The organism is Streptomyces sp. NBC_01384 (assembly GCF_045040035.1).
Taxonomy (GTDB): domain Bacteria; phylum Actinomycetota; class Actinomycetes; order Streptomycetales; family Streptomycetaceae; genus Streptomyces.
Genome location: NZ_CP109559.1, coordinates 8,801,058 through 8,820,820, shown reverse-complemented (window position 1 = coordinate 8,820,820; position 19,763 = coordinate 8,801,058). Strand labels below are relative to the sequence as shown.

Below are 19,763 nucleotides of genomic sequence, written 5' to 3'. Positions count from 1 at the left end.
CAGTGCGGCGGGATACCGTCCTCGTCACGCTGAGGTGAGGGGAGAACCATGGCGAGGAACGCCCGGGCCGAGCAGCTGCGGGAGTACGGCCGGTCCGTGCTGGAGGGGGCCCGGTCGGAGCAAGTCCTGCGCATGGCACGGCAGGTGAACGCCGTGTCGTACACGAGCGCGCGGGAGTACGCCGGCCGCTCGCTCTTCGAGTTGCTGCAGAACGGCTACGACGCGCATCCGAGGGACCGCCGCGACGGACGGGTCCATGTCCTGCTGGACGAGGCGGAGGGCGAGTGGGGGACGTTGTACGTCGCCAACGGCGGGACGCCCTTCACCTGGCGTGACGTCGAGCGGGTCTGCGAGCTCGCGCAGAGCTCGAAGGAGGTCGGTGAGGGCATCGGAAACAAGGGCGTCGGGTTCCGCAGCATCTTGCTGATCAGCGAGGCACCCGAGATCTACAGCGCAGACCCCGACAGCCCGCTCAGCCCGGAATTGGACGGGTACTGCTTCCGCTTCGCGCAGAAGGTCGACGTGGAGGAGTTCCTCGCCGGTGAGGACAACGCCCACGAGGCGGCCGCCAAGTATCCGCCGCTCCAGGCGCCCCTGCCGCTGGACGACGTGCCCGCGACCTGTCGGCAGCTCGCCGCCCAGGGGTACGTAACCATCGTCCGGCTGCCCTTGCTGAGCGAGGCCGCACGGGCCGAGGTCCGGCTACGGATGCGCGAGCTCGCCGGGGCGAAGGTACCCGTGATGCTGTTCCTCGACCGGCTCGCTGGCCTGACGCTGGAACGGCGGGCTGCCGATGGCGAGTCGGGCGACCGCCAAGAGGCGCACGAGCGGTACGAGCTGACCCGCTCCGAGGAGCGCTTCGTTGTGGAGCCGGACGGCGCCGGGCACGGATTCCCCGTCTCCTGCGCGACCGTGGACCTGGGGCCGTCCGGCACCTTTCTCGTAGCCCGGGGCACCGTGGAGAAGGAACGGCTGAACAGCACGCTCGCCGAGGCCGTGGGTTCCGGGCTCCTCGACGACACGTGGCAGGAGTGGAAGCGGTCCGCCGTCGTCGAGGTCGCGCTCCCGCTGCCCGCCCCGCGCCGACCGCGACGTGGGCAGATCTACACCTTCCTGCCGATGGGCGAGGACCAGGCCGCGCCGTTCCCGGGGCACGTGAACGCCCCGTTCTTCACCAAGTTCGACCGCACCGGGCTTCCCTCCGACAACCCCCTCAACGTGCTGCTGCTCGACGCGGTCGCCGAGACCTGTCTGGCGGCCGCCGCGGTACTGCGTACCGTGCCCGAGCCATCGATGGGGCAACTCGCCGTGGACCTGGTGAGCTGGGAGAGTGAGAAGGGCTCTGCGGGGCGGCTGCGCGCGGCCGCTCTGCGCGTGCACGGGAGCGAACTCGCCGACGTACCACTCGTGCCCGTTCTCGCCGCAGACGGCGCCCCGCCGGAGGCGGGCTGGGCCCCGCCCCGGGGCGCGGTCCTGTGGCCAGACCTCGACCTGGCCGTCCTCACGGCACACCGTGCGTACGAGGCCGGGATCGTGGTGGCGGACCCCGAGATCGGCGGCGACCGGCTGAAACGGCTGGCCACCCTGTGCAAGGCCCTCGCGTGCCCATGGGAGCCGGGCCCGGAGATCCTCGCCGAGTACGTGGAACGGATCGTCGGGGGCCTCCCCCGGTCCGGTGAGTCCTCAGAGCAGTGGAGCGCGCTGTACGAGGACCTGGCCGCCCTCTTCGAGGACGACGGGCACGTCCTGCACGGCAGGCAGTTGCTGCTCGCGGAGGACTGCACACTGCGGCACACCAACCGTCCCCTCGGCAGAGCGGGGACGGGCACAAGTACACGTACACAGGGCAAGGTGAGCGGTCAGGGTGCCCGCCGCGAGGCGTTCTTCCAGCCGGTGCGTACGGAGGCGAACCAGACCGAGGCCCCGTCCGTCCCCGCCCTGCTCGGCAAGCGGTTGTTCTCCCTGCACCCGGGGCTGGTCTGGAAGGACCGCGGCGAGCGTACGCGCGGGCGGGCCGCCCGCGCCTTCCTCGAGCAGGAGGGGCTCGTCCGGCCGTACGACACGAGGGGCCTGCTGGACCACGTGCGGCAGGCGCTCAGCGCGAGCACCGATCTCCGGCTGCGGCTCCAGACTCTGCGGTTCGTCTTCCGGCTGTGGCAGCCGCAGCGTTCGCTGAGCGGGACGGAGATCTCCTCGCTTGGACTGTACGTACCGTCGGCGGACGGCCGACTGATCAGGGCGAGCGGTGCCGTCTTCGGCCGAGGCTGGGGCCGCGCGTCCGTCGGTGAGGACCTGGCGGCGGTGGTCGCCGGCGGGCAGGACGTGTCGAAGACCCTCAAGGCGATCGCCGGACGCCTCCTCGCCGGGCCCGAGGAGTTCGCCAAGCGGGGCGACGAGACCACCGCTGCGGAGTGGCGGGCGTTCCTGCGGGAGGCCGGGGTGGCCGACGGGCTGCTCCCAGTCAGGTCCTCCGACGCCTTGAGCCGGGTGGACCAAGGCCGGGAGCTCAGCGATCGGCAGCTGGTCCGCATGGCGAAGGTGTCTGCCGAGGTGCAGGAGCAGTGGGCGCCCTACGTCCACTGGCCCGGTGTCCACTACCCCCGGACACCGTACCGGGGAACCCCCGCCTGGCAGCTCCCCGGCCAGGACGTCGTCGGACGCCTCAGCCAGGAGGCCCGGCTGGCGTACGCACGGCTTGTCCTGCACGGCCTGGCCAGCTGGAATGACGAGAGGTTCGCCAGTGTCTGGACCAGTGCCGGCAGCCAGAACTCCCCGGACACAGAACGGGTCACGACCCCGCTCGGCGCCTTCGTCCGAGAGCAGCCGTGGCTCCCAGTGCGGGGCCGCGACCGGGCCGTCCGGTTCGTCCGGCCGGCCGACGCCTGGCACTGCCCGCCCGGGCTGGAGGAGGAGCCCTCGTACGCGCCGACCGTCGACCATCGGCTGCGCCACCTCCTGGAGCGCGGCAAGGCGAGCGACCGCCTGCGGGAGATGCGGCTGCCGACCTGGGACGACCCCCGGGACAGCGACCGCCTCATCGCCGCGCTGGGACGGCTCGCCGCGGAGGGCACGCTGGGTGCCGAGGACCGGCCCGCCGCGCAGCGCGCCAACGAACGCGCGTGGAGGCACCTCGTACGGCTGCCCCGTCCCGCACTGCCTGAGGGCGCCAGTCTCCTCGCTGAGTCCGAGGACCGGCTGATCAGCGTTCCGCTGTCCGCCCTGGACGGCGGGGAGAGCGATGGTGATGCCGGGACCGTGCTATACGTCAGCGGTGAACGCGACGGCCTGACGGCCCTGCTTATACGGGAGATGGCGCGCCCCCTGCTCACCCTTCCCGGTGTCTCGGCGGAGGCCGCCGAGCTGCTGGCGGCCGAACACCCCGCCACCGTCCGGCACACCGACGACCTGATGTTCACGGTGACCGTGGACGGCGCACGGGTTAACCCCGCGGCCATGGGAGAGCCACTGGTCCAGCAGCTGCCCTGGCTCACGCTGGCCGTGGGCGTCCTCTGCGACCACCTGGCGCGCGGTCCCCGGGCGAGCGAGGCCGAGCTGAGCGAGCTGACGTCCCTGGTCCGGCGCGTATGTCTGCACCGCTACCGCTCCTGGGACATCGAGCTCGACGGCCGGCCCGTGACGTTGCCGGGCCGCCTCGGCGGAGTGCTGCCGCTGCCCGATCCGAAGCATCCGCTCGTCCTCGCCCCGGCAGGCGAGCCGGGCTGGCACGAGACCACCCGCATCGTCGTGGCGGTCGCCGAGCTGCTGGGACGGCGGGAGTTCGGCGACCGGCTGCGCCTCGCCGCCCACCAGCTCGCCTCCCGCCACGCTGACCTGCGCGACCCGGGCCAGGAGGAGCTCGCCGACGCTCTGGAAGTCACGGTCCACCAGGTCGAGGAGACGAGTCGCCGGATCGACGGGGCCATCGGCGTGGTCCTAGAGCGCTGCCGGCCTTTCCTCGTCCACCTGCTCGGCACGGAGGCCGCGAACTCTCTGTTCCTGCCGCCGCCGGGCGACACCCGGGAGTTCCAGGCTCATCTCGAGGAGTACGCCGCCGAGCTCCCGGTCCCCGTATCCGAGTTCATCGCCAGGGCCCGCGCGGCCCGCGGTACGGACGAACTGCGGCGCGACCTGGGCATCGGATTCGCCGAGCTGAACGACACCCTGCGCGCGATGAACCCGCCCCTGGAACCGATCAGCCACGCCGACGAGCACGAGGAGGCGCTCCGCACCTACCTGGACCTGCGCAAGAAGGAGCTCGTCAACCGGCTGCGCTGGGCGGTGCTGGAGGGCTTTGACGCGCGCCGTCCGATGCCCGACTGGCCCTCGGTCCGGGCCCTGGACTGGATCACCGCGCCGGAGGCATGGACGTACACCGTGGACACGGCCGACACGGGGAGCCTGGAGGCGCACGTGGAGGAGCAGCTGGCGCTGCGCCTGGGCCGTGCGGTGCCGTTGCCCCGGTCGGGCGAACGCCTGCCCGCCCGTGACCAGGTACGCGGCGTGAACCTCCGTACGATCACCGGCCTGGCCGCCGACCTCGCGGTCCTGGTCAGGGCTGCCGGACACCCGTTGCCCACGGCCCTGACCGGAGTCGAGCCCGCCGAGGAGGTCACCGCGCGGCTGGAAGCCGCGGGCGCGCTGGACTTCCGACCCCTGTCCCCCACCGACGTCGTCGGCTGGCTTGCGGTCCTCGGCCAGTGGCCCGACGGGATGGCGATGGCGACAGATCCCGAACGGCACGGGCTGTCCGAGGGCGACCTGGACCGGGTGCGCAACGCGGCGGAACACGAGCGCCGCGAACGGGAGCGCAAACGGCGGTCGATCTCCGTCGGCGGCCGCGACTTCGACGTGCACTCAGGCGACTTCACCGCCCTCACCCGCGAACTCGACCGGGTACTGCAGAGCGGCTCGGCGCCGGGCATCACCGCCGCCGGGCCGCTCCGCTTCACGGACCCCCGTCCTCAGACCGGGCGCACCCAGGCCAGCAGTCACACGCGCGGGCGGCGGTACGGGGGCGGCACGGACAGCGGGCTGACCACGGCCCAGCGGGAGGCCATCGGCTACGTGGGCGAGTGGTACGCGTACCAGTGGCTGTGTGCGTGCTACCTGGACCGCATGGACGAGACCGGCTGGGTGTCGGGCAACCGCCGCAAAGCCTTCCCCGGCCCGTCCGGCGACGACGGCCTCGGCTTCGACTTCCGGGTCGGCTCCGGCAGCCGGCCTTACCTGTACGAGGTGAAGGCGACCGGGGGCGAAGGCGGCCGCTTCGAGCTGGGAGAAAGCGAGGTCCGCGCGGCCCGCCAGCACGCGGGCAACGACCGCTGGCGCCTCCTGGTGGTCACACACGCCCTCACCCCTGACAAGATGGCCATCCAGATGCTCCCCAACCCCTACGGAAAGCGCGGCCGGGGCCGCTACCGCGAGGAGGGCGGGGCACTGCGCTTCTCGTACCTGCTGTGACCTTGACGTTCAACTCCAGCGCGAGATGAGTCGGGGTTGAACGTCAAGTTCAACGAGCTCGTGCACGGTTGGCGGTGAGACGTCGGGCCTGGATGGTTGATCATGGTCGGGTGGTGGGGAACTCGACGCGTGCGGTGATCATCAGCAATCGGCGGATCACGGGCCTAGGCATCACGAGCCGCTCCTCCATGTCTCTGAGCGCGGCGACGATCGGATGAGGAGAAGTAAGCCGCGCCGGAACCGGAACCACCGAGGCGTCACCCGCCGGCTTCCGGCTCTGCGAGTCGGGGTGTGATCCCGGCGCGCACCCACCACGGACCGTCTTCCCGAGGAGACCTGGTCGCCATCGGCTCAGGCGTGGCCGTGGCAACGCTCTTGGCCCTGCTGCTCAACGCAAGTCCTGAGTAGCCCCCCACGCCCGTCGGCCGCCCTGCCGTCAGCGCCACCTCGCCCGCACGTTAAGGAGGCGCAATCGGCCTAGGCCGGTGTCAGGTCGTTCAATGCGCCTTGAAGGGCCGCCCCAGTCACCGGTGCCGCCTCAGCGACCTTCCGGAGGTCTTCACCGGTCAAGTACCGGTAGCTCTGCGGCGGATGGAACGATCCCGAGGCTCGCAGCGCGGCCAGCGGTACCGGGGCCTCGAAGGTGATCGGTTCTTCGAGTGACAGACCGCTGGCCTGGGTCGCTCCACTCATGTACTCGTCGTACTCACGCCGACTGATCCCAGCGCTCGTGCGGTTGGCCGACCAGACCTCCCGCGGCGAGGCCACCTGCACGGAAGAGATCCGCGCCATGCCCACAATGGCCATCGTGGGCGCGGTCGCGTACAGGAGCACAGGAGTTCCCGGTGGGGCGGCGACGCGCTGCCGGCGAACCTCGACCGTCTTGGTCCCAGCCAGGATCGCCGTGGCAAACCGAGGGTGGACGGACAGCAGCATCGCGCGCTCCGGATCACTCACGTCTTTCGGTGCCCCTCTTCGTACATGGCCTGGAACAGCGTGTTGCTGATCTTCGACAGCTGCATCGGCGGTACCCACCGTAGTCCCAGCCCCTTGGCCAACGCGGTCATTCGTGCATGCGTCACCTGTACGGGAAAGATCTCCGTGTCCGAAAACCTCAACGCCATGGCCTTGCCCGACACATCGGCTGCGGCACGCACTTCGGCATGACCATATACGCCCAGGTGTTCGAATCGCGAGAAGAGGGTGTCGGGGTCGTCGATGACCACCTCGTCGAGGCGCGAGCAGCCGATGACCATCTTGCCCTGCTGCCCGGAAGTCCCCTCACTGACGTACCACAGGATCCGGGCGGGAACGCTTTCTCCTCGGTGTCCGGACGAGCGGTAGTAGACGTGCTCGCGGCTGATGCCCAGTACGTCGTCCCGGGGAACAAGCATGGCCGGAATGTCGAAGAGCTCCGTGGACCAGCGCGGCTTGATGGGTGCGATGAAGGAGGGCAGGGCCGTGTCGGTCAGTTTGGCCGGCCACCACACCCGCTCGGCCATGCTCGCGATCTCGGGCGACACGCGATCATCCAGCCATGGCGTCGACCGCCTCATCCGGCCCGCGATCTCCGCGGCCTTCTCCGAGACCGCCTCAGCAGGTCCGCAGACGTCGACCAGGAGTGCGGTGAAGCCGCTCTCGTCCTCGGTGAAACCGTCGGCGCCGGCAGCCGCCATCGCCGTCGGCGACAGGAACGGATCGGTGATACGGACCGCCTGCGCCCCTCGCTCCCGGCCAAGCCGCTTGAGCATGAACAGCAGTTGCCGTGCAAGTGTCTCCTCCAGCAGGTGCGACGCCGTACGGAGGAACGCGACGTTCAACGTGCGGCCGTCCATCGCCCAGACGTAAAGGGCCACCGGATACCCCTCTCCGTCCCGGAGCAACTCCCTGCGCCACAGCACCCCGTCATTGGCGAGGCTTTTCAGCCGCTCCGCGAAGCCCGTTCCACGGTCGCCCTCGGCCTGGTCGAAGAAGGCGACCAGCTCTCCTTCACCGCCTGGCGCGATCTCCTCGGCGGAGAAAGCAGTGCCCATGAGATCCGCAGGACGGTACACCTGGGCCTGGCGCAGTTCGTCCACATGCAGCGTGACCACAGCTGGCGCGACGACCTTGACCCGTGCGACGTCCCAGGCGATGTCCGCCAGAGCCGCCAGTGCGGGATCGCGCGTCACCAACACCTGGAGCCCGGCACACGACGTCTCGGCCACGTAGCGCAAGCGGGCGCGCTGCCGGCCATCGAGGGGGACATCAGGCAGCTCCTTCCTCACTGCCGCAGCCAGCTCCTCCAAGCGGATGGCCACGGCAGCGCTGTCGGGAGACAGTGACCGCAACTCGGCAAGCCCCGCACGCTGATGGTTGCGCGCCTCACGCTCCTCGACATCACGCACATCGTGCAGAAGCTGCGGAGTGAACGCGAGCTCGATCAGGTCGGCGAGCCACCCCGCTTCGAGAGCACGCGACTCCTCAACCGCGCGCTCCGCACCCGCACCGCGCAGCCCGGCGAACACGCCATGGTCGACGGTCACCACCAGCAGCGCATCACTCTGGGCCTCGGTGAACAGATCCTCGTGCCCCAGGTCGAGCCACCAGGTGTCCAGCGTCTCCTTGTCCTTGCCCCGCCCCAGGCTCTCACCCTTGGGAACAAAGCCCAGCGCCGTCCACATACCGCTGAGCCCATAGTCGCGCCGACACTTCGCACGAATACCAAGCCGATGAGCATGCCGCGCGCGGATCGCCTCGATCAGCTCACGAGCAACACCCCTGCCTCGATGCTCCTCGGCCACGCACAAATGAGCCAGACGAACATACAGACTCCGCTTAGGCAGCCGGAAGAGCGCGTAACCGACGACCTCCTCGTCATCCACAGCCACCAGCAGGCCGCCGTCCTCGGCGTGCTTACGGTAGGCAGGCGGTGTGAGCAGACCCAGATACTTCGTGTCTCGGTCGCCCAAAGCGACAACCGCGTCCAGCAGCTCCAACCGTTCCGCAGACACCGGCAGCACTCTGATCGCCATGTTCCCCCTCCGGTTCTCCCAACCGACAATGCCCCAGGACGGCATACTGCCCAACAGCGTCAGTGCCGAGCCACCGATCGATCAAAACCGGCTAACTGGCGGGAACTCACCAGACAGCCCGCAGCGACTCCTGTGACCGCAAATCCGATCAGCCATCCCGGCCCCTCTGGGCCAGTACACACTCCGGCGGTCACTCATGGGCAGAATCCGCGAGCTGGTTGATCAAGACCGATCTTCTCCACAGCAGCGTGGACGCCGCTTCTACGCTTGCCGTCATGCGCGAAGTCGAGTAACGGAGCAGCGGGGTTCCGTTGGAGGAGTATGAACTCACGCGCGGGAACCACCGCCGTCAGAAGCAGAGCGAGGAGATCAGCGAGTGGGCTCGGCGTCAGGTCGAGGAGGACGACGCCAAGTGCCGGGCAGATCCGGAGAGGGCGGAGCGTCGTCGCCAGGCGTTCGAGAACGTCGCGAAGCTGATGCAGTCCTTCAAGAAGGCCGACCACGAGATCATGCGGTGGCGTGTCCGGCTGTACTGCGGCCACATCATCGAGACGGAGGCGCACTACACGTATCCCGACCCCCTCTCGGCCGGGTCATACGGCAGGCGATGCTCTGAGTGCGGGAAAGACCGGCAAACAATCGTGGCCTTCGAACCCATCGGACTGCGTGGCGAGCCACCGGAAGCAACCGAGCCCCTACCTCCACCACCCCCGAAGAAGCCGACACGAGCCGAACTCGAACGACGCCTTAAGTCGCCAGCAGCTCACGGAGGCCGAAGTGACGGCAAGGGCGGAATTCGACGCCCGCACGAGCATCCAGTTCGCCCGCACAATGGCAACGCATCGCTCCCCTCGGCGAAGAGCCGGCCACGCACCGGTCGGCCTTACGCCGCCATCGCCGCGTACACACAGTCCGCGTCAGCCCCAGCTCGTTCGAGCGAACTGTTTCGAACCGCCCGTCGCTGACCAACGGAACTGACAACATGCCGCCGTCGTACGTCAACCTCAAGTCGAAGGCGGGCCATTGGAGCGGCAGGTCAATGAGCGGCAACTGTCAGTGCTGCAGTGGGTGGGAGCCGGATGTCCTGCTGGCGTTTGGGAGACCAGCTCCTACAAGACCACGTGTCAGGCACTGCAGAACCGGGGCCTGGTCACTGTCTCCCGGAAGGGCGGGCAGTGGAGCGTCGACCTGACGGGTGCAGGCCAGCACTACCTGGCGCACGGCACCTACCCTCCCCGCGGGTCACGCCCGCCCAAGACCCAGGCCACCGCTCCACGACCCCGGTCCCCCCGAGCGCACGAAACTCCGGCCACCGGGCGGACGCCAAGCCCTCCATCACAGCCTCGTATGACGTTCACGGAACAGCTGCTGCAGGAGCTTGCGGACGCCGGCGGCCGGATCGTCAAGAGCGGCAGCGGCCCGGACTTGGAGAAGTGGCCGTCCCGCGTCGCCGCGGCACGTAGGTCCGGAAGGGTCCCGGAGACGAAGGAGCTATACGGGGGTTGGTGCCGTGGCGGGTACGAGATCAAGCTCGTCGACATCCCCGCCTGGCGCCTTGCCGTCCTCAAACCCATCTCCGTGTCGTCGCGGCTCGCGCGTCCGCACACCGTGGTACTGGCCATGCAGAGCGAAACCCAACCGCTGGGCCTCACGAAGCCCGTCCAAGGACGTGCCCTCCGGCTCATCCAGGCGCTCATCACCGCTGCCGTGGCCATAGGACATTCCACTTCTCCTGGACGGACCGGCTTCGCTCCCCCGTCTCATCGCCGCCGCAGCGGATCTCCCCACTTCACCATCACCGCACGGGGCCAGACCGTGGGGTTCCTTGTCCTCCAGGAGCAAGACCGGACCGAGCACGTCGCCACCGAGAAGGAACTTGCCGCGGCCAAGAAGGACTCCTGGGTCAGGATCCCCCGCTTCGACTACACCCCGTCCGAACGGCTCCGCTCCGTCCTCAGCGGCGGCCAGCCGCACCGGGCGAGCGAGTGGGCCGACACCCACGGCTGCTCCCTCGAAGAGCAGCTCGCCGAGATCGCCCAAGAGGTCACTCTCCGCGGCGAGGCCGCTGAACGCAGACGCCAGGACGAGATCGAAGCGGCACGCCAGAAGCGCATCCGCTGGGAAGCCGCCATGGAAGAAGCCCGCATCCGGTACGCGGAGGCGTACCGGATCAGGCACTTCGAAGCGAAGGAAGCGGCTTGGCGCCACGCCACCCGATTGACCGAGTACGTAAGCACCGTGCGCGCGCGAGTCGAGGCCATGCCACCGGGGCAGGCCAGAACCGACGCCGAAGCATGGATCAGCTGGGCAGCGACCACCGTCGAGCGCCTCAACCCGCTGAGCTCACCACCCCGGTTGCCCGACGTCCCCGAACCGCGAGCCGACGACCTAAGGCCCTTCCTCGGGCACTGGAGCCCTTACGGACCGGCCTATTGAGCGCCCGCTCCGCCAACGTCCGACCCGCCGAACTACGGCATGCAGGAACTCGGCTTAGTTTCCTTCGAGTTCCTGCAAAGACAGCCCGCGGGAACGCGCCCTCTACCTGGCACGACCTGCACGATGAGTCAGGTGACGTCCCGTCAGAACGAGCGTCAAATGAGCGTCACGAGCGTCATTTCAGCGTCAAGATATCACCCGTAACGCCCACACCGCACATAATGCGCACGCGCGAAACCGCAGGTCAGGCGCCCTTTGCGACCGGTTCAAGGATGGCAACGCACTCCACATGATGCGTCATCGGAAACACATGGACGACTCCACGAACCGCCCGCTGTGCGCGTTACTGTCCGCCTCGAGGTCCCGGTCCATAGGGACTCCAACCCTTCAGGTGTGCCTTGAGCTCGTCCGACGTGGGCTCCCTTGGAGTCGGCATCTCCGGAAGCCGGTTCAAGGGGTCGATCGCCCGTACAAATTCACGTGCCCACTCCAACCAGCGTCTGGCCGATCCCAGAGTGGTTTCGTCCACATCACCCGGTTGGGCAAGACGACGTTCCAGAGCATCGCAGTACGCACCGAGCACGGCGGCCTCCTGCCAGCGTCCGGCTTCCTCGCGCAGCACCTCGGCCAGTTGGTCCTGAACAGCTCGCTTCCTTGCCTCCTCCATGGCCGCCCGCCAACCGACCTCGCGCTCCGCCATGACGCGCTGCTCGTGCTCCCTGCGCTGAGCGTCCTCCGTCGCTCGCGCTTCGACCTCCCCAAGGATCACCTCTAGGGCGTCCTCAAGCGCCCTGCTCTTCCGGTCTCGCCACCGCCCTGGCCGACCAGACCGGCCATGGTCAAGCTCGACGACAATACGCGCGGAGCGCTCTGCATTCGTCGACTGCGGGAACTCCTGCCTGACACTGACCGCGCACGCGAAACCGCCGACCACCACGTCCACTCCCCCCTCGCGCCGCGAATAGCACGACCGGCTCTGCTTGACCTCGTATCCTCGCCGCACCGCCTCGGCAGCCAGCGCCTGCAGCAGCAAGAGCGACCGGCGGCGAAGCACAGGGGGAACGACGAGCTGTCCGTCATCGTCCCTGAGCGCAGCCACAGCCGGATGAAGAGAACTCAGCCGCGTGGTCACCGGCACCACCGATGCATCAGCCTCCGGCCGCCGACTCCGCGCGTTGGGATGCGGACCTTCAGCGAGAAACATCTCCAGCCCGCGTGCGCCGATCCGGGCCTTCTCGATGCGTTTGCCCTGCGGTTCCAGGCCGTGCCGCTTGGCGAAATCGACCGCACGCCGCCACTCCGCAACCTCGTCGTCATCGAGGTCGGTGAAACAGACACGTCCCTCGGCAACAAGGCGCTCGACCAAATCCACTGCCTTCGCCCGTCGAGCTCGCGCGATAGGCCGCTCACTGTATGGCGTCGGATTGCTTTTTCGAGCGGTCACTTCGCACTGTGCTCCGTACTTCGTGGACGCCAGAGTCCCAGCTGACACTAACTGAACGCCACCCGCAAACAACGATCGTCGGGATGACAACCAAGCCGCGTACAAGAACGAAGCCAGCCTCAGCGACTCCGTGTGCGCACCCCCACCGCTCCAGATGACTGTCAGCAGGCGGCGGTCTGGCAGGGGCGTAGGCCGAGCGTAATTCTCGCGGAACCCCGACTCCAGGCCCCTCACCAGTCACGAGCCGCAGCCCGCACCCCACTCAACCTGCTCAGGACCGAAAGGGCGGCCGACGACAAGAGGGGGCCCGTGAGAAATTCCCGGAACTTCCGCTGCGTCAACGAACATGGCGGTGAAACAGCCGAAAGGCCATCTACGCAGCTCAGCGCCCTGCTGCCATCCGACACGGTCGGCACCATAACTCGGAAACGCCGGTTAGCCAAACCGGCGTTTCCAGAGACGATTATTTCGCCAACGTCCGCTCCCGAGCACAACCACGGACCTAAGCGACAGTGAAGGTGCGTCGCCACTACCGGCTCGAAATTCGCCGCGCGCATTCTCCGGTCGCGAACTGTGTCGTCCGTCTCTGGACTCTTCCACAGATCCGTCAAGTGTTCCGTACTCCCCGGAGAATAGCCGCACTTGCCCAATGAGTCGATAACAGCCATTGCCAACGCCGAACCGCATCACGAGAAGGAGGCCGCAGCGTACCCTGCAGCTCCTCCCCATCATGTCGTCTCACCTGATACCCAAGCGCCTCTCCTGACCAACGCCTGGTATTCGACCAGTGACCTCGCCGCTTGTCTGAGAGTGGACGCCTCAACTCTCCGCCGCTGGCGCACCGCTCAGCCTCCTCAGGGGCCGCCTTTCGTGACGGTCTCGGAACGCGTCGTCATGTACAGCGCCCTCGACGTCGAGGAATGGCTGCGCAGCCGACGTACCGTCCCTGCCAAGGGGCTCAATGGCCGATAAGACCAGTGTTCCTGTCGGTGTCCGCCTCTCCACCGATATCGAGTACCGCCCTGACCGCCCCACTCCGTATCGGGCACGCGTCCGGTGGACCGATCCGACCAGCAAGCGCCGCCAGTCACTGTCCGAGGGAAAGGACAGCGAAGAAGAAGCGCAGGAATGGCTCCAGTCCATCATCGAGGCCGCAGAGGCCGGCCTGTCCCCGTCGCTGGCCACCATGAAGCTCGCCGAATACGGCGAAGCGAACATGGACCTCGCCCTGCGCGGCCTGGAGTTGAAAACGCTGGACCCCTACCTGTCCGGGTGGCGGATGCGCGTTGTCCCCGCCCTGGGCCACCTCGCGGTCCGGATGATCACCAACGGCGTCGTCGACCGCACCGTGCAGAACTGGATCGCCGACGAACACAGCCGCTCAACGGTGAAGAACACCATCGCCGTCCTGGTCCGCGTCATGGAGCAGGCAGTCCGTGACGGCATCATCAAGGTCAACCCCGCCCGGGTGACCGGCTGGCAGAAACTCTACAAGCAGGCCGAGGACGAACTCCTCGACCCACGCGCGCTGGCCCTGCCCGACTGGGAAACCCTCCTCGCACTGGCCGACGCACTCGTGGCCGCCTCCCACGACCACTACCGCGGCTGGGGAGATGTCGTCCTCTTCGCCGCCTGCACCGCCGCCCGGATCGGCGAGGTCTCGGGATGCCGCGTCGGTGACATCGACACCAGCCAGTGGATCTGGACCGTGCGGCGTCAGACCACACCCGCGCCCGGCGGGCTGACCGACAAGGGCACCAAGGGCAAGCGGGCCCGCAAGGTTCCCATCGTCGAGGAGATCCGACCCCTCGTCGCCCAGCGCATCCTGTCCGCCGGCCCCAATCCCGACGCCCGTCTGTTCACCGGCCCGCGCGGCGGACGCATCTCCACCGCCGTCCTGCGCGACGCCACACACTGGGACGACGTGGTCACCAAGCTCGGCTACGAGCACCTGCGCCGCCACGACCTCCGGCACACCGGACTGACCTGGTTCGCCGACGCCGGAGTCCAAGTGCACGTCCTCCGCAGGATCGCCGGCCACGGCTCCCTGACCACCACCCAGCGCTACCTACACCCCGACGTACACAAGATCACGGCCGCCGGGGCAGCACTCTCCGCGCACCTCAGCGTGCTCCGCGCCCCCCGCTCCCTGCCGGGCCCGATCGTCATGACCCGCTGACGCCGGTCAAGAACGCCGGTCCCCAACTGGTCCCCAAGAATGACCAAGGGCCGGTTTCGGATGCCTCCGAAACCGGCCTTGACCTGCGACTGTCTCCAGTCGGGACGACAGGATTTGAACCTGCGACCCCTTGACCCCCAGTCAAGTGCGCTACCAAGCTGCGCCACGTCCCGATGCGTTCACCCGCGGTGTTCCGCGTGATCGTGCGAACAGAACTTTACCCCACGTCGGGAGGCTGCTCCGCAAGGGGCGCGGAGCGCGCGACAATCGGGGCATGAGCGGAACATCCGGAGGTCGGCAGGGCGGCGGGCGGGATCGGGACACGGCGGGCCGGGCACGGAGCGCCCGGCCGCGGGACGGTCTGGGGCGGCCACTGCCCTACGGCGCGAACGGCGTGGGGCGGCAGCCGGAGGGCGTGGTGCGCAGCCCCGAGGACACGGTCACACAGGCGCAGGCGCTGCTGGACGCCGGGAAACCGTTCCACGCGCACGAGGTCTTCGAGGACGCCTGGAAGTCGGGCCCCGAGGGCGAGCGCGCGCTCTGGCGGGGCCTGGCCCAGCTCGCGGTGGGGCTCACGCACGCGGCCCGGGGGAACACGACGGGCGGTGCCCGGCTACTGCGGCGCGGGGCCGGGGCCGTCGAGGAGTGGGCGGCCGGGGCCGTCGGCCAGGGCCGTCCGTACGGGCTGGAGCTCACCGAACTGACCTCCTGGGCTCGCGGGTTGGCGACGGTCGTGGAGCGTGAGGGTGCCGCGATCAGCGCGGTGGCGTGGGCTCCTCGGCTGCGGGGTCGCCGGGGCTGATCGGTGCGGTGCGCGCGCCGTCACCCGGGTGCGGTGCGTCCACTGTCAGTGGCGTGCGGCAGACTCGGGGTGTGCGAAAGATTCATGTCATCGGCATTGGCGCGGGCGACCCCGACCAGCTCACCTTGCAGGCGGTCAAGGCGCTGAGGAGCACCGACGTGTTCTTCATCCTGGACAAGGGCGAGGTGAAGTCGGACCTCGTCCAGCTGCGCCGCGACATCCTCGACGCACACATACCGGACGGGGCGTACCGCCTGGTCGAGGCGCGCGACCCGGACCGCGACCGGGCCGCCGGGGGCGCTGCCTACTCCCCCGCGGTCGGGGACTGGCGCAGTGCCCGCGCGGACATCTACGAGCGGCTGATCGCCGAGGAACTGGGCGAGGACGAGAGCGGCGCGTTCCTGGTGTGGGGCGATCCCGCGCTGTACGACAGCACGCTCGGAATCCTGCAGGAGATCCTGGACCGGGGCGCCGTGGCGTTCACGTACGACGTCGTGCCCGGCATCAGCAGTGTCTCCGCGCTCGTCGCCCGGCATCGGACCGGCCTGAACCGGGTCGCGCGTCCCGTTCAGATCACCACGGGGCGACGGCTCGCGGAGGGCTTCCCGGACGGCGTCGACGACGTGGTCGTGATGCTCGACGCCCATCTGACCTTCCGGCAGTACGCCGATGAGGACATCGACATCTACTGGGGTGCCTACATCGGCACGCCCGACGAGATCCTCGCCGCCGGCCCGATAGCCGAGACGGCTCCCCGTATCGAGCGGCTGCGGGCCGAGGCGCGGGAGCGCAAGGGCTGGATCATGGACACGTATCTGCTGCGCAGGAATCCGCGCGCGTAGGCCGCTCGGCCGAGGGCCCGGGTACGGGGCCCGGGTACGGCGGACCGGGTACGGCGGACCGAAGGGTTCCGCGCCGGTGCACCGGGCGGGGTCGCCCCACATGCAGAGGGGCCCGCGGTCCGAAGGTGTCATGGCGACGGCGAAGTGCTCCGGGCCGTCGAGCGCGTGCGGGCTTCCGTCATCGCGGGCCGAGGTTCAGCAGCGCCAGGGCCGACGGCACGTCCGGGGCCGTGGTCACGTTCTCCGGGAGCGGGGGACGACGTACGACGATCACGGGGAGCGCGAGATCGCGTGCGGCGGTGAGTTTGGCGGCCGTTGCGTCTCCCCCACTGTCCTTCGTCACCAGGACGTCGATGCGGTGTTCGCGCAGCAGGGCCTTCTCGTCGTCGACCGTGAACGGACCACGGGCGAGCAGCACCTCCGCGTCCGGGGGCAGCGGCGGCTCGGGCGCCTCCACCGAGCGGACGAGGAAGTGGAGTTCGGGGAGGTGCGCGAAGGCCGCAAGCCCCAGGCGGCCCGTGGTGAGGAAGACACGGCGGCCCAGGGACGGCAGGAGGGCCCCGGCTTCGGGGAGGGTGGCGGCCCAGTACCAGCGGTCGTCGGGGCCGGGGCGCCAGCCGGGGCGGCGCAGCACGACGGCCGGGATTCCGGTGGCCGCGGCGGCGCGGGCCGCGTTCGCCGTGATGCGTGCGGCGAAGGGGTGGGTGGCGTCGACGACGGCGTCCACGCGGTGCTCGCGCAGCCACTGCGCGAGCCCCTCCGCCCCGCCGAAGCCTCCGACGCGTACCTCCCCGTCGAGCGCCCCCGGCCGGGACACGCGTCCCGCGAGGGACGTGGTCACACGCGCGCCGGGGCGCGCCGCCAGGTCGGCGGCGAGTTCGCGGGCCTCGGTGGTGCCGCCGAGGACCAGGACGTGGGAGGACATGGCGTCGAGCCTACGAGGTGGTCAGCGCAGCAGAAGCTGCACCCCGCCCACCACCGTCGCCGCGATGACCAGCCGCTCGAAGAGCAGTTGGTTGATGCGGTGCACGGCCCATTTGCCGAGGACCGCCCCCGGTACGACGAAGATCGCGAGCGCCGCGTCCAGGAGCAGCGAATGCCCGTCGATCAGGCCGAGGCCCGCGCTGAAGGGCAGTTTGGAGACGTTCACGATCAGGAAGAAGAACGCCGAGGTGCCCAGGAAGCCGAGTTTGCGGAAGCCCGCCGACAAGAGGTACATCGACATCACCGGGCCGCCCGCGTTGGCGACCATGGTGGTGAAGCCGCCGAGGACGCCGTACGAGCGGGCCCTGACCCGGCCCGCTCGCGTCCTCACCGAGTCGGGTTCCTCGTCCCGCGCGGCGGCCCGCCGGCGCCACATCGTCACCGCCGCCATCAGCAGCAGGATCGCGCCGATCGAGGTCCGTACGATCCCGTCGTCGGCCCACACCAGGAACAGCGTGCCGAGCACGACACCCGCGGCGACCGCCGGGAACAGCCGCCACAGCGTGGGCCAGTGGGCGTGCCGGCGGTAGGTGAGCACCGCGAGCACGTCCCCGACGATCAGAAGGGGCAGGAGTACGCCGGTCGAGGCGCGGGCGGGCAGCACGGCGGCGAAGATCGCCAGGCTGACCGTGTTGGCCCCGCTGACGGCGGTCTTCGAGAAGCCGACGAGCAGGGCCGCGGCGGCGAGCGCGGCGAATTCCCAGCCGGATATGTGCCAGAGCGTCATTGTGTTCATGCGGGAACCGATGCTAGGCGCAGGCATCTCCTCGCGTAAGGACCATCTCGCCAGGTGACCCCTGCGCCGCCCTCGGTCCCTCGTCGATCCGCGCCGGGTCGAGCCCGGGCTCCTCGGCGAGCGGAGAACGCCTCCGCCTCCCCCGTCAGCCGTGGAAGACTGCTCGAACATCGACACGAGCGTGAGCAGAGGAGTGCCGCATGACCGCGACGGGACCTTCCGCCCAGCGGATCGACACCAGCAGGCCGCACCCGGCACGGATGTACGACTGGTTCCTCGGCGGCAAGAACAACTACCCGGTCGACGAGGAACTCGGGCGGCGGATCATGTCGTTGGACGCGAACGCCCCGCGCTCGGCGCGCAGCAACCGCTGGTTCATGCAGCGCGCCACCCGTTGGCTGGTGCGGGAGACAGGCATCCGCCAGTTCCTCGACGTCGGCACCGGCATTCCCACGGAGCCGAACCTCCACCAGATCGCCCAGGCCGCCGCCGCGGACGCGCGGATCGTCTACGTCGACAACGACCCGATCGTTCTCGCCCACGCCGAGGCCCTGCTGCGCGGCACCCCCGAAGGCATGACGGAGTACCTGCAGGCCGACGCGCGTGAACCGGGGAAGATACTCGAACATGCCGCGCGTGTCCTCGACTTCGACCGGCCCGTCGCGCTCTCGCTCATCGCCCTGATGCACTTCATCTCCGAGGAGGACGGCGCGTACGACGTGGTGGACACCCTCGTCGACGCACTGGCCCCGGGTAGCTGCCTGGTCCTGTCCGCGATGACCGCCGACTACGACCCCGTGACGGTCGCGACCGGCATCGCGGCGTACGCGGCGGGCGGCGTGACCCTCGTGGCCCGTTCGCACACCGAGGTGAGCCGCTTCTTCAAGGGACTCGACCTCGTCGACCCCGGGGTCGTGTCGGTGGCGAAGTGGCATCCCGAGCTCGCCCTGGACGAGGACGAGATCGGCGACGCGCCCGTCCCGCTGTACGGCGGCGTCGGCTTCAAGCCCTAGCAACAGCAGGGGACTTGGGCCGATGATCACGGCTCGCGACACGGCCCTCAGGAGGCAGGCTGTGGGAGCGGATCACCGCGTGGGGGATGTCCTGCTGGTCTCGTGCCCGTACACCGACGCACGGGTCACCCGCCTGACCCGGCAGGAGGTGGTCGTCGAGTGGCCGTGGTGGGAGGTGGACCCGGAGTGCGAGTGGATCGAGTGGAACGGCCAGGTGGCCCTGGCCGGCGATCCTGCCTCGTACGACTGGGACTTGGAGCTGTTCCGCACCGAGCCGCCGACCCGGGATCTCGAGGTCGGCGCGGTGTGCCGGGTCGGTATCCCGCCCACCGTGGTGCATGTGAGGGAGGTCGAGCGGTTCGATCCACCGCGGGAGACGGGGCGCCTCCCGCGCTCGCGCATGCACGTGGTGGTGCTGCGCGCGGGGCAGTCCCACGATCCCGAGCTGGAGTGGCAGGGCTACGAGATCGTCCCCGACGACGGGGTCCCGATCGCCCTCGACCTGTTGTTCCGCCCGTACGCCTGCCTGGTGGCGGGTGACGAGGTCGCGGATGCTGCGGGACGCGCCTGGCGTTTCGACGCGCCGTGGGACTGGCACCCGTTCGACGGCTCGGAGCCGTCCGTGCCCGTCTGGCCACTCAGTCTCCTGACCCGCGACGGCCACGCCGATGACACGGCGGCGGCCGCCGTGGCGCGGGCGACGCGCACCGGTTCGCACGAGCACGAGCTCGCCCGCTGGGTGGAACTGACCCAGGCCAGACCCACCCGCCTCTTCGTCGTACGGGACTCGACCCGGCAGCCGAGCCGCTGACCGCCGAACGCTCCAACATCACTTTGCCGCGAGGGGTTCCGC

The 19,763-nt window shown here is 69.4% G+C and carries 13 protein-coding genes and 1 tRNA gene; 8 read left to right on the top strand and 6 right to left on the bottom strand.

The annotated features are described in order from the left end of the window. Positions 1-48 precede the first annotated feature (48 nt). Positions 49-5,460: a sacsin N-terminal ATP-binding-like domain-containing protein gene (locus OG747_RS40525; RefSeq protein WP_405884330.1), complete on the top strand. Its 5,412-nt coding sequence runs from the start codon at positions 49-51 to the stop codon at positions 5,458-5,460. Between the two features lie 477 nt (positions 5,461-5,937). Here the strand turns inward: OG747_RS40525 and OG747_RS40520 are convergent, their stop codons facing one another. Together OG747_RS40520 and OG747_RS40515 are read right to left on the bottom strand one after the other, a co-directional pair. Continuing rightward, positions 5,938-6,417, bottom strand: a complete 480-nt coding sequence (locus OG747_RS40520) for an ASCH domain-containing protein (protein ID WP_326818684.1) — start codon at positions 6,415-6,417, stop codon at positions 5,938-5,940. Next, positions 6,414-8,474, bottom strand: coding sequence for a GNAT family N-acetyltransferase (locus OG747_RS40515; RefSeq protein WP_405884329.1), 2,061 nt, complete (start codon positions 8,472-8,474; stop codon positions 6,414-6,416). Before OG747_RS40515 ends, OG747_RS40520 begins: the two co-directional genes overlap by 4 nt. 1,347 nt (positions 8,475-9,821) lie before the next feature. Between OG747_RS40515 and OG747_RS40510 the strand changes: the two genes are divergently transcribed. Further along, positions 9,822-10,910, top strand: coding sequence for a hypothetical protein (locus OG747_RS40510; protein WP_405884328.1), 1,089 nt, complete (start codon positions 9,822-9,824; stop codon positions 10,908-10,910). 343 nt (positions 10,911-11,253) lie between these two features. Here OG747_RS40510 and OG747_RS40505 read toward each other — a convergent pair whose 3' ends face one another. After that, positions 11,254-12,282 carry a hypothetical protein gene (locus tag OG747_RS40505; protein ID WP_405884327.1) on the bottom strand — a complete coding sequence of 343 codons (1,029 nt, stop codon included), beginning with the start codon at positions 12,280-12,282 and terminating at the stop codon, positions 11,254-11,256. Positions 12,283-12,996: 714 nt separating this feature from the next. On the opposite strand from OG747_RS40505, the gene OG747_RS40500 reads away from it, so the two are divergent. After that, positions 12,997-13,326, top strand: a complete 330-nt coding sequence (locus tag OG747_RS40500; RefSeq protein ID WP_405884326.1) for a helix-turn-helix transcriptional regulator — start codon at positions 12,997-12,999, stop codon at positions 13,324-13,326. Continuing rightward, positions 13,316-14,533 (top strand): tyrosine-type recombinase/integrase, encoded by a 1,218-nt coding sequence (locus OG747_RS40495; RefSeq protein WP_405884325.1) that lies wholly within the window; start codon positions 13,316-13,318, stop codon positions 14,531-14,533. The genes OG747_RS40500 and OG747_RS40495 overlap by 11 nt, the downstream gene beginning before the upstream one ends. A 99-nt stretch (positions 14,534-14,632) precedes the next feature. Here the strand turns inward: OG747_RS40495 and OG747_RS40490 are convergent. Then, positions 14,633-14,706, bottom strand: a tRNA-Pro gene (locus OG747_RS40490). A gap of 101 nt (positions 14,707-14,807) precedes the next feature. Here OG747_RS40490 and OG747_RS40485 point away from each other — a divergent pair. Together OG747_RS40485 and cobF are read left to right on the top strand one after the other, a co-directional pair. After that, on the top strand, positions 14,808-15,335 hold the full coding sequence (locus tag OG747_RS40485) for a DUF309 domain-containing protein (protein ID WP_405884324.1): 528 nt from the start codon (positions 14,808-14,810) through the stop codon (positions 15,333-15,335). A gap of 71 nt (positions 15,336-15,406) precedes the next feature. Further along, on the top strand, positions 15,407-16,177 hold the full coding sequence (gene cobF, locus OG747_RS40480) for a precorrin-6A synthase (deacetylating) (protein WP_405884323.1): 771 nt from the start codon (positions 15,407-15,409) through the stop codon (positions 16,175-16,177). A 178-nt stretch (positions 16,178-16,355) separates the two neighbouring features. Here cobF and OG747_RS40475 read toward each other — a convergent pair whose 3' ends face one another. Both OG747_RS40475 and OG747_RS40470 read right to left on the bottom strand, forming a co-directional pair. Further along, positions 16,356-17,102: a cobalt-precorrin-6A reductase gene (locus tag OG747_RS40475; protein ID WP_405884322.1), complete on the bottom strand. Its 747-nt coding sequence runs from the start codon at positions 17,100-17,102 to the stop codon at positions 16,356-16,358. A gap of 21 nt (positions 17,103-17,123) precedes the next feature. Continuing rightward, the gene (locus OG747_RS40470; protein ID WP_405884321.1) at positions 17,124-17,897 is read right to left on the bottom strand and encodes a sulfite exporter TauE/SafE family protein; all 774 of its coding nucleotides are present in this window, start codon (positions 17,895-17,897) and stop codon (positions 17,124-17,126) included. A 200-nt stretch (positions 17,898-18,097) separates the two neighbouring features. Here OG747_RS40470 and OG747_RS40465 point away from each other — a divergent pair, with 200 nt between their 5' ends. Together OG747_RS40465 and OG747_RS40460 are read left to right on the top strand one after the other, a co-directional pair. Continuing rightward, positions 18,098-18,910, top strand: a complete 813-nt coding sequence (locus OG747_RS40465) for an SAM-dependent methyltransferase (protein WP_405884319.1) — start codon at positions 18,098-18,100, stop codon at positions 18,908-18,910. A 61-nt stretch (positions 18,911-18,971) separates the two neighbouring features. Next, complete coding sequence (locus OG747_RS40460) at positions 18,972-19,721, top strand: hypothetical protein (protein ID WP_405884318.1); 750 nt, start codon at positions 18,972-18,974, stop codon at positions 19,719-19,721. Positions 19,722-19,763: the final 42 nt, after the last annotated feature.

Coding starts and splice junctions, on each gene's coding strand:
- OG747_RS40525 (WP_405884330.1), top strand. CDS start 49: ATGGCGAGGAACGCCCGGGCCGAGCAGCTGCGGGAGTACGGCCGGTCC.
- OG747_RS40515 (WP_405884329.1), bottom strand. CDS start 8,474: ATGGCGATCAGAGTGCTGCCGGTGTCTGCGGAACGGTTGGAGCTGCTG.
- OG747_RS40510 (WP_405884328.1), top strand. CDS start 9,822: ATGACGTTCACGGAACAGCTGCTGCAGGAGCTTGCGGACGCCGGCGGC.
- OG747_RS40495 (WP_405884325.1), top strand. CDS start 13,316: ATGGCCGATAAGACCAGTGTTCCTGTCGGTGTCCGCCTCTCCACCGAT.
- OG747_RS40485 (WP_405884324.1), top strand. CDS start 14,808: ATGAGCGGAACATCCGGAGGTCGGCAGGGCGGCGGGCGGGATCGGGAC.
- OG747_RS40475 (WP_405884322.1), bottom strand. CDS start 17,102: ATGTCCTCCCACGTCCTGGTCCTCGGCGGCACCACCGAGGCCCGCGAA.
- OG747_RS40470 (WP_405884321.1), bottom strand. CDS start 17,897: ATGAACACAATGACGCTCTGGCACATATCCGGCTGGGAATTCGCCGCG.
- OG747_RS40465 (WP_405884319.1), top strand. CDS start 18,098: ATGACCGCGACGGGACCTTCCGCCCAGCGGATCGACACCAGCAGGCCG.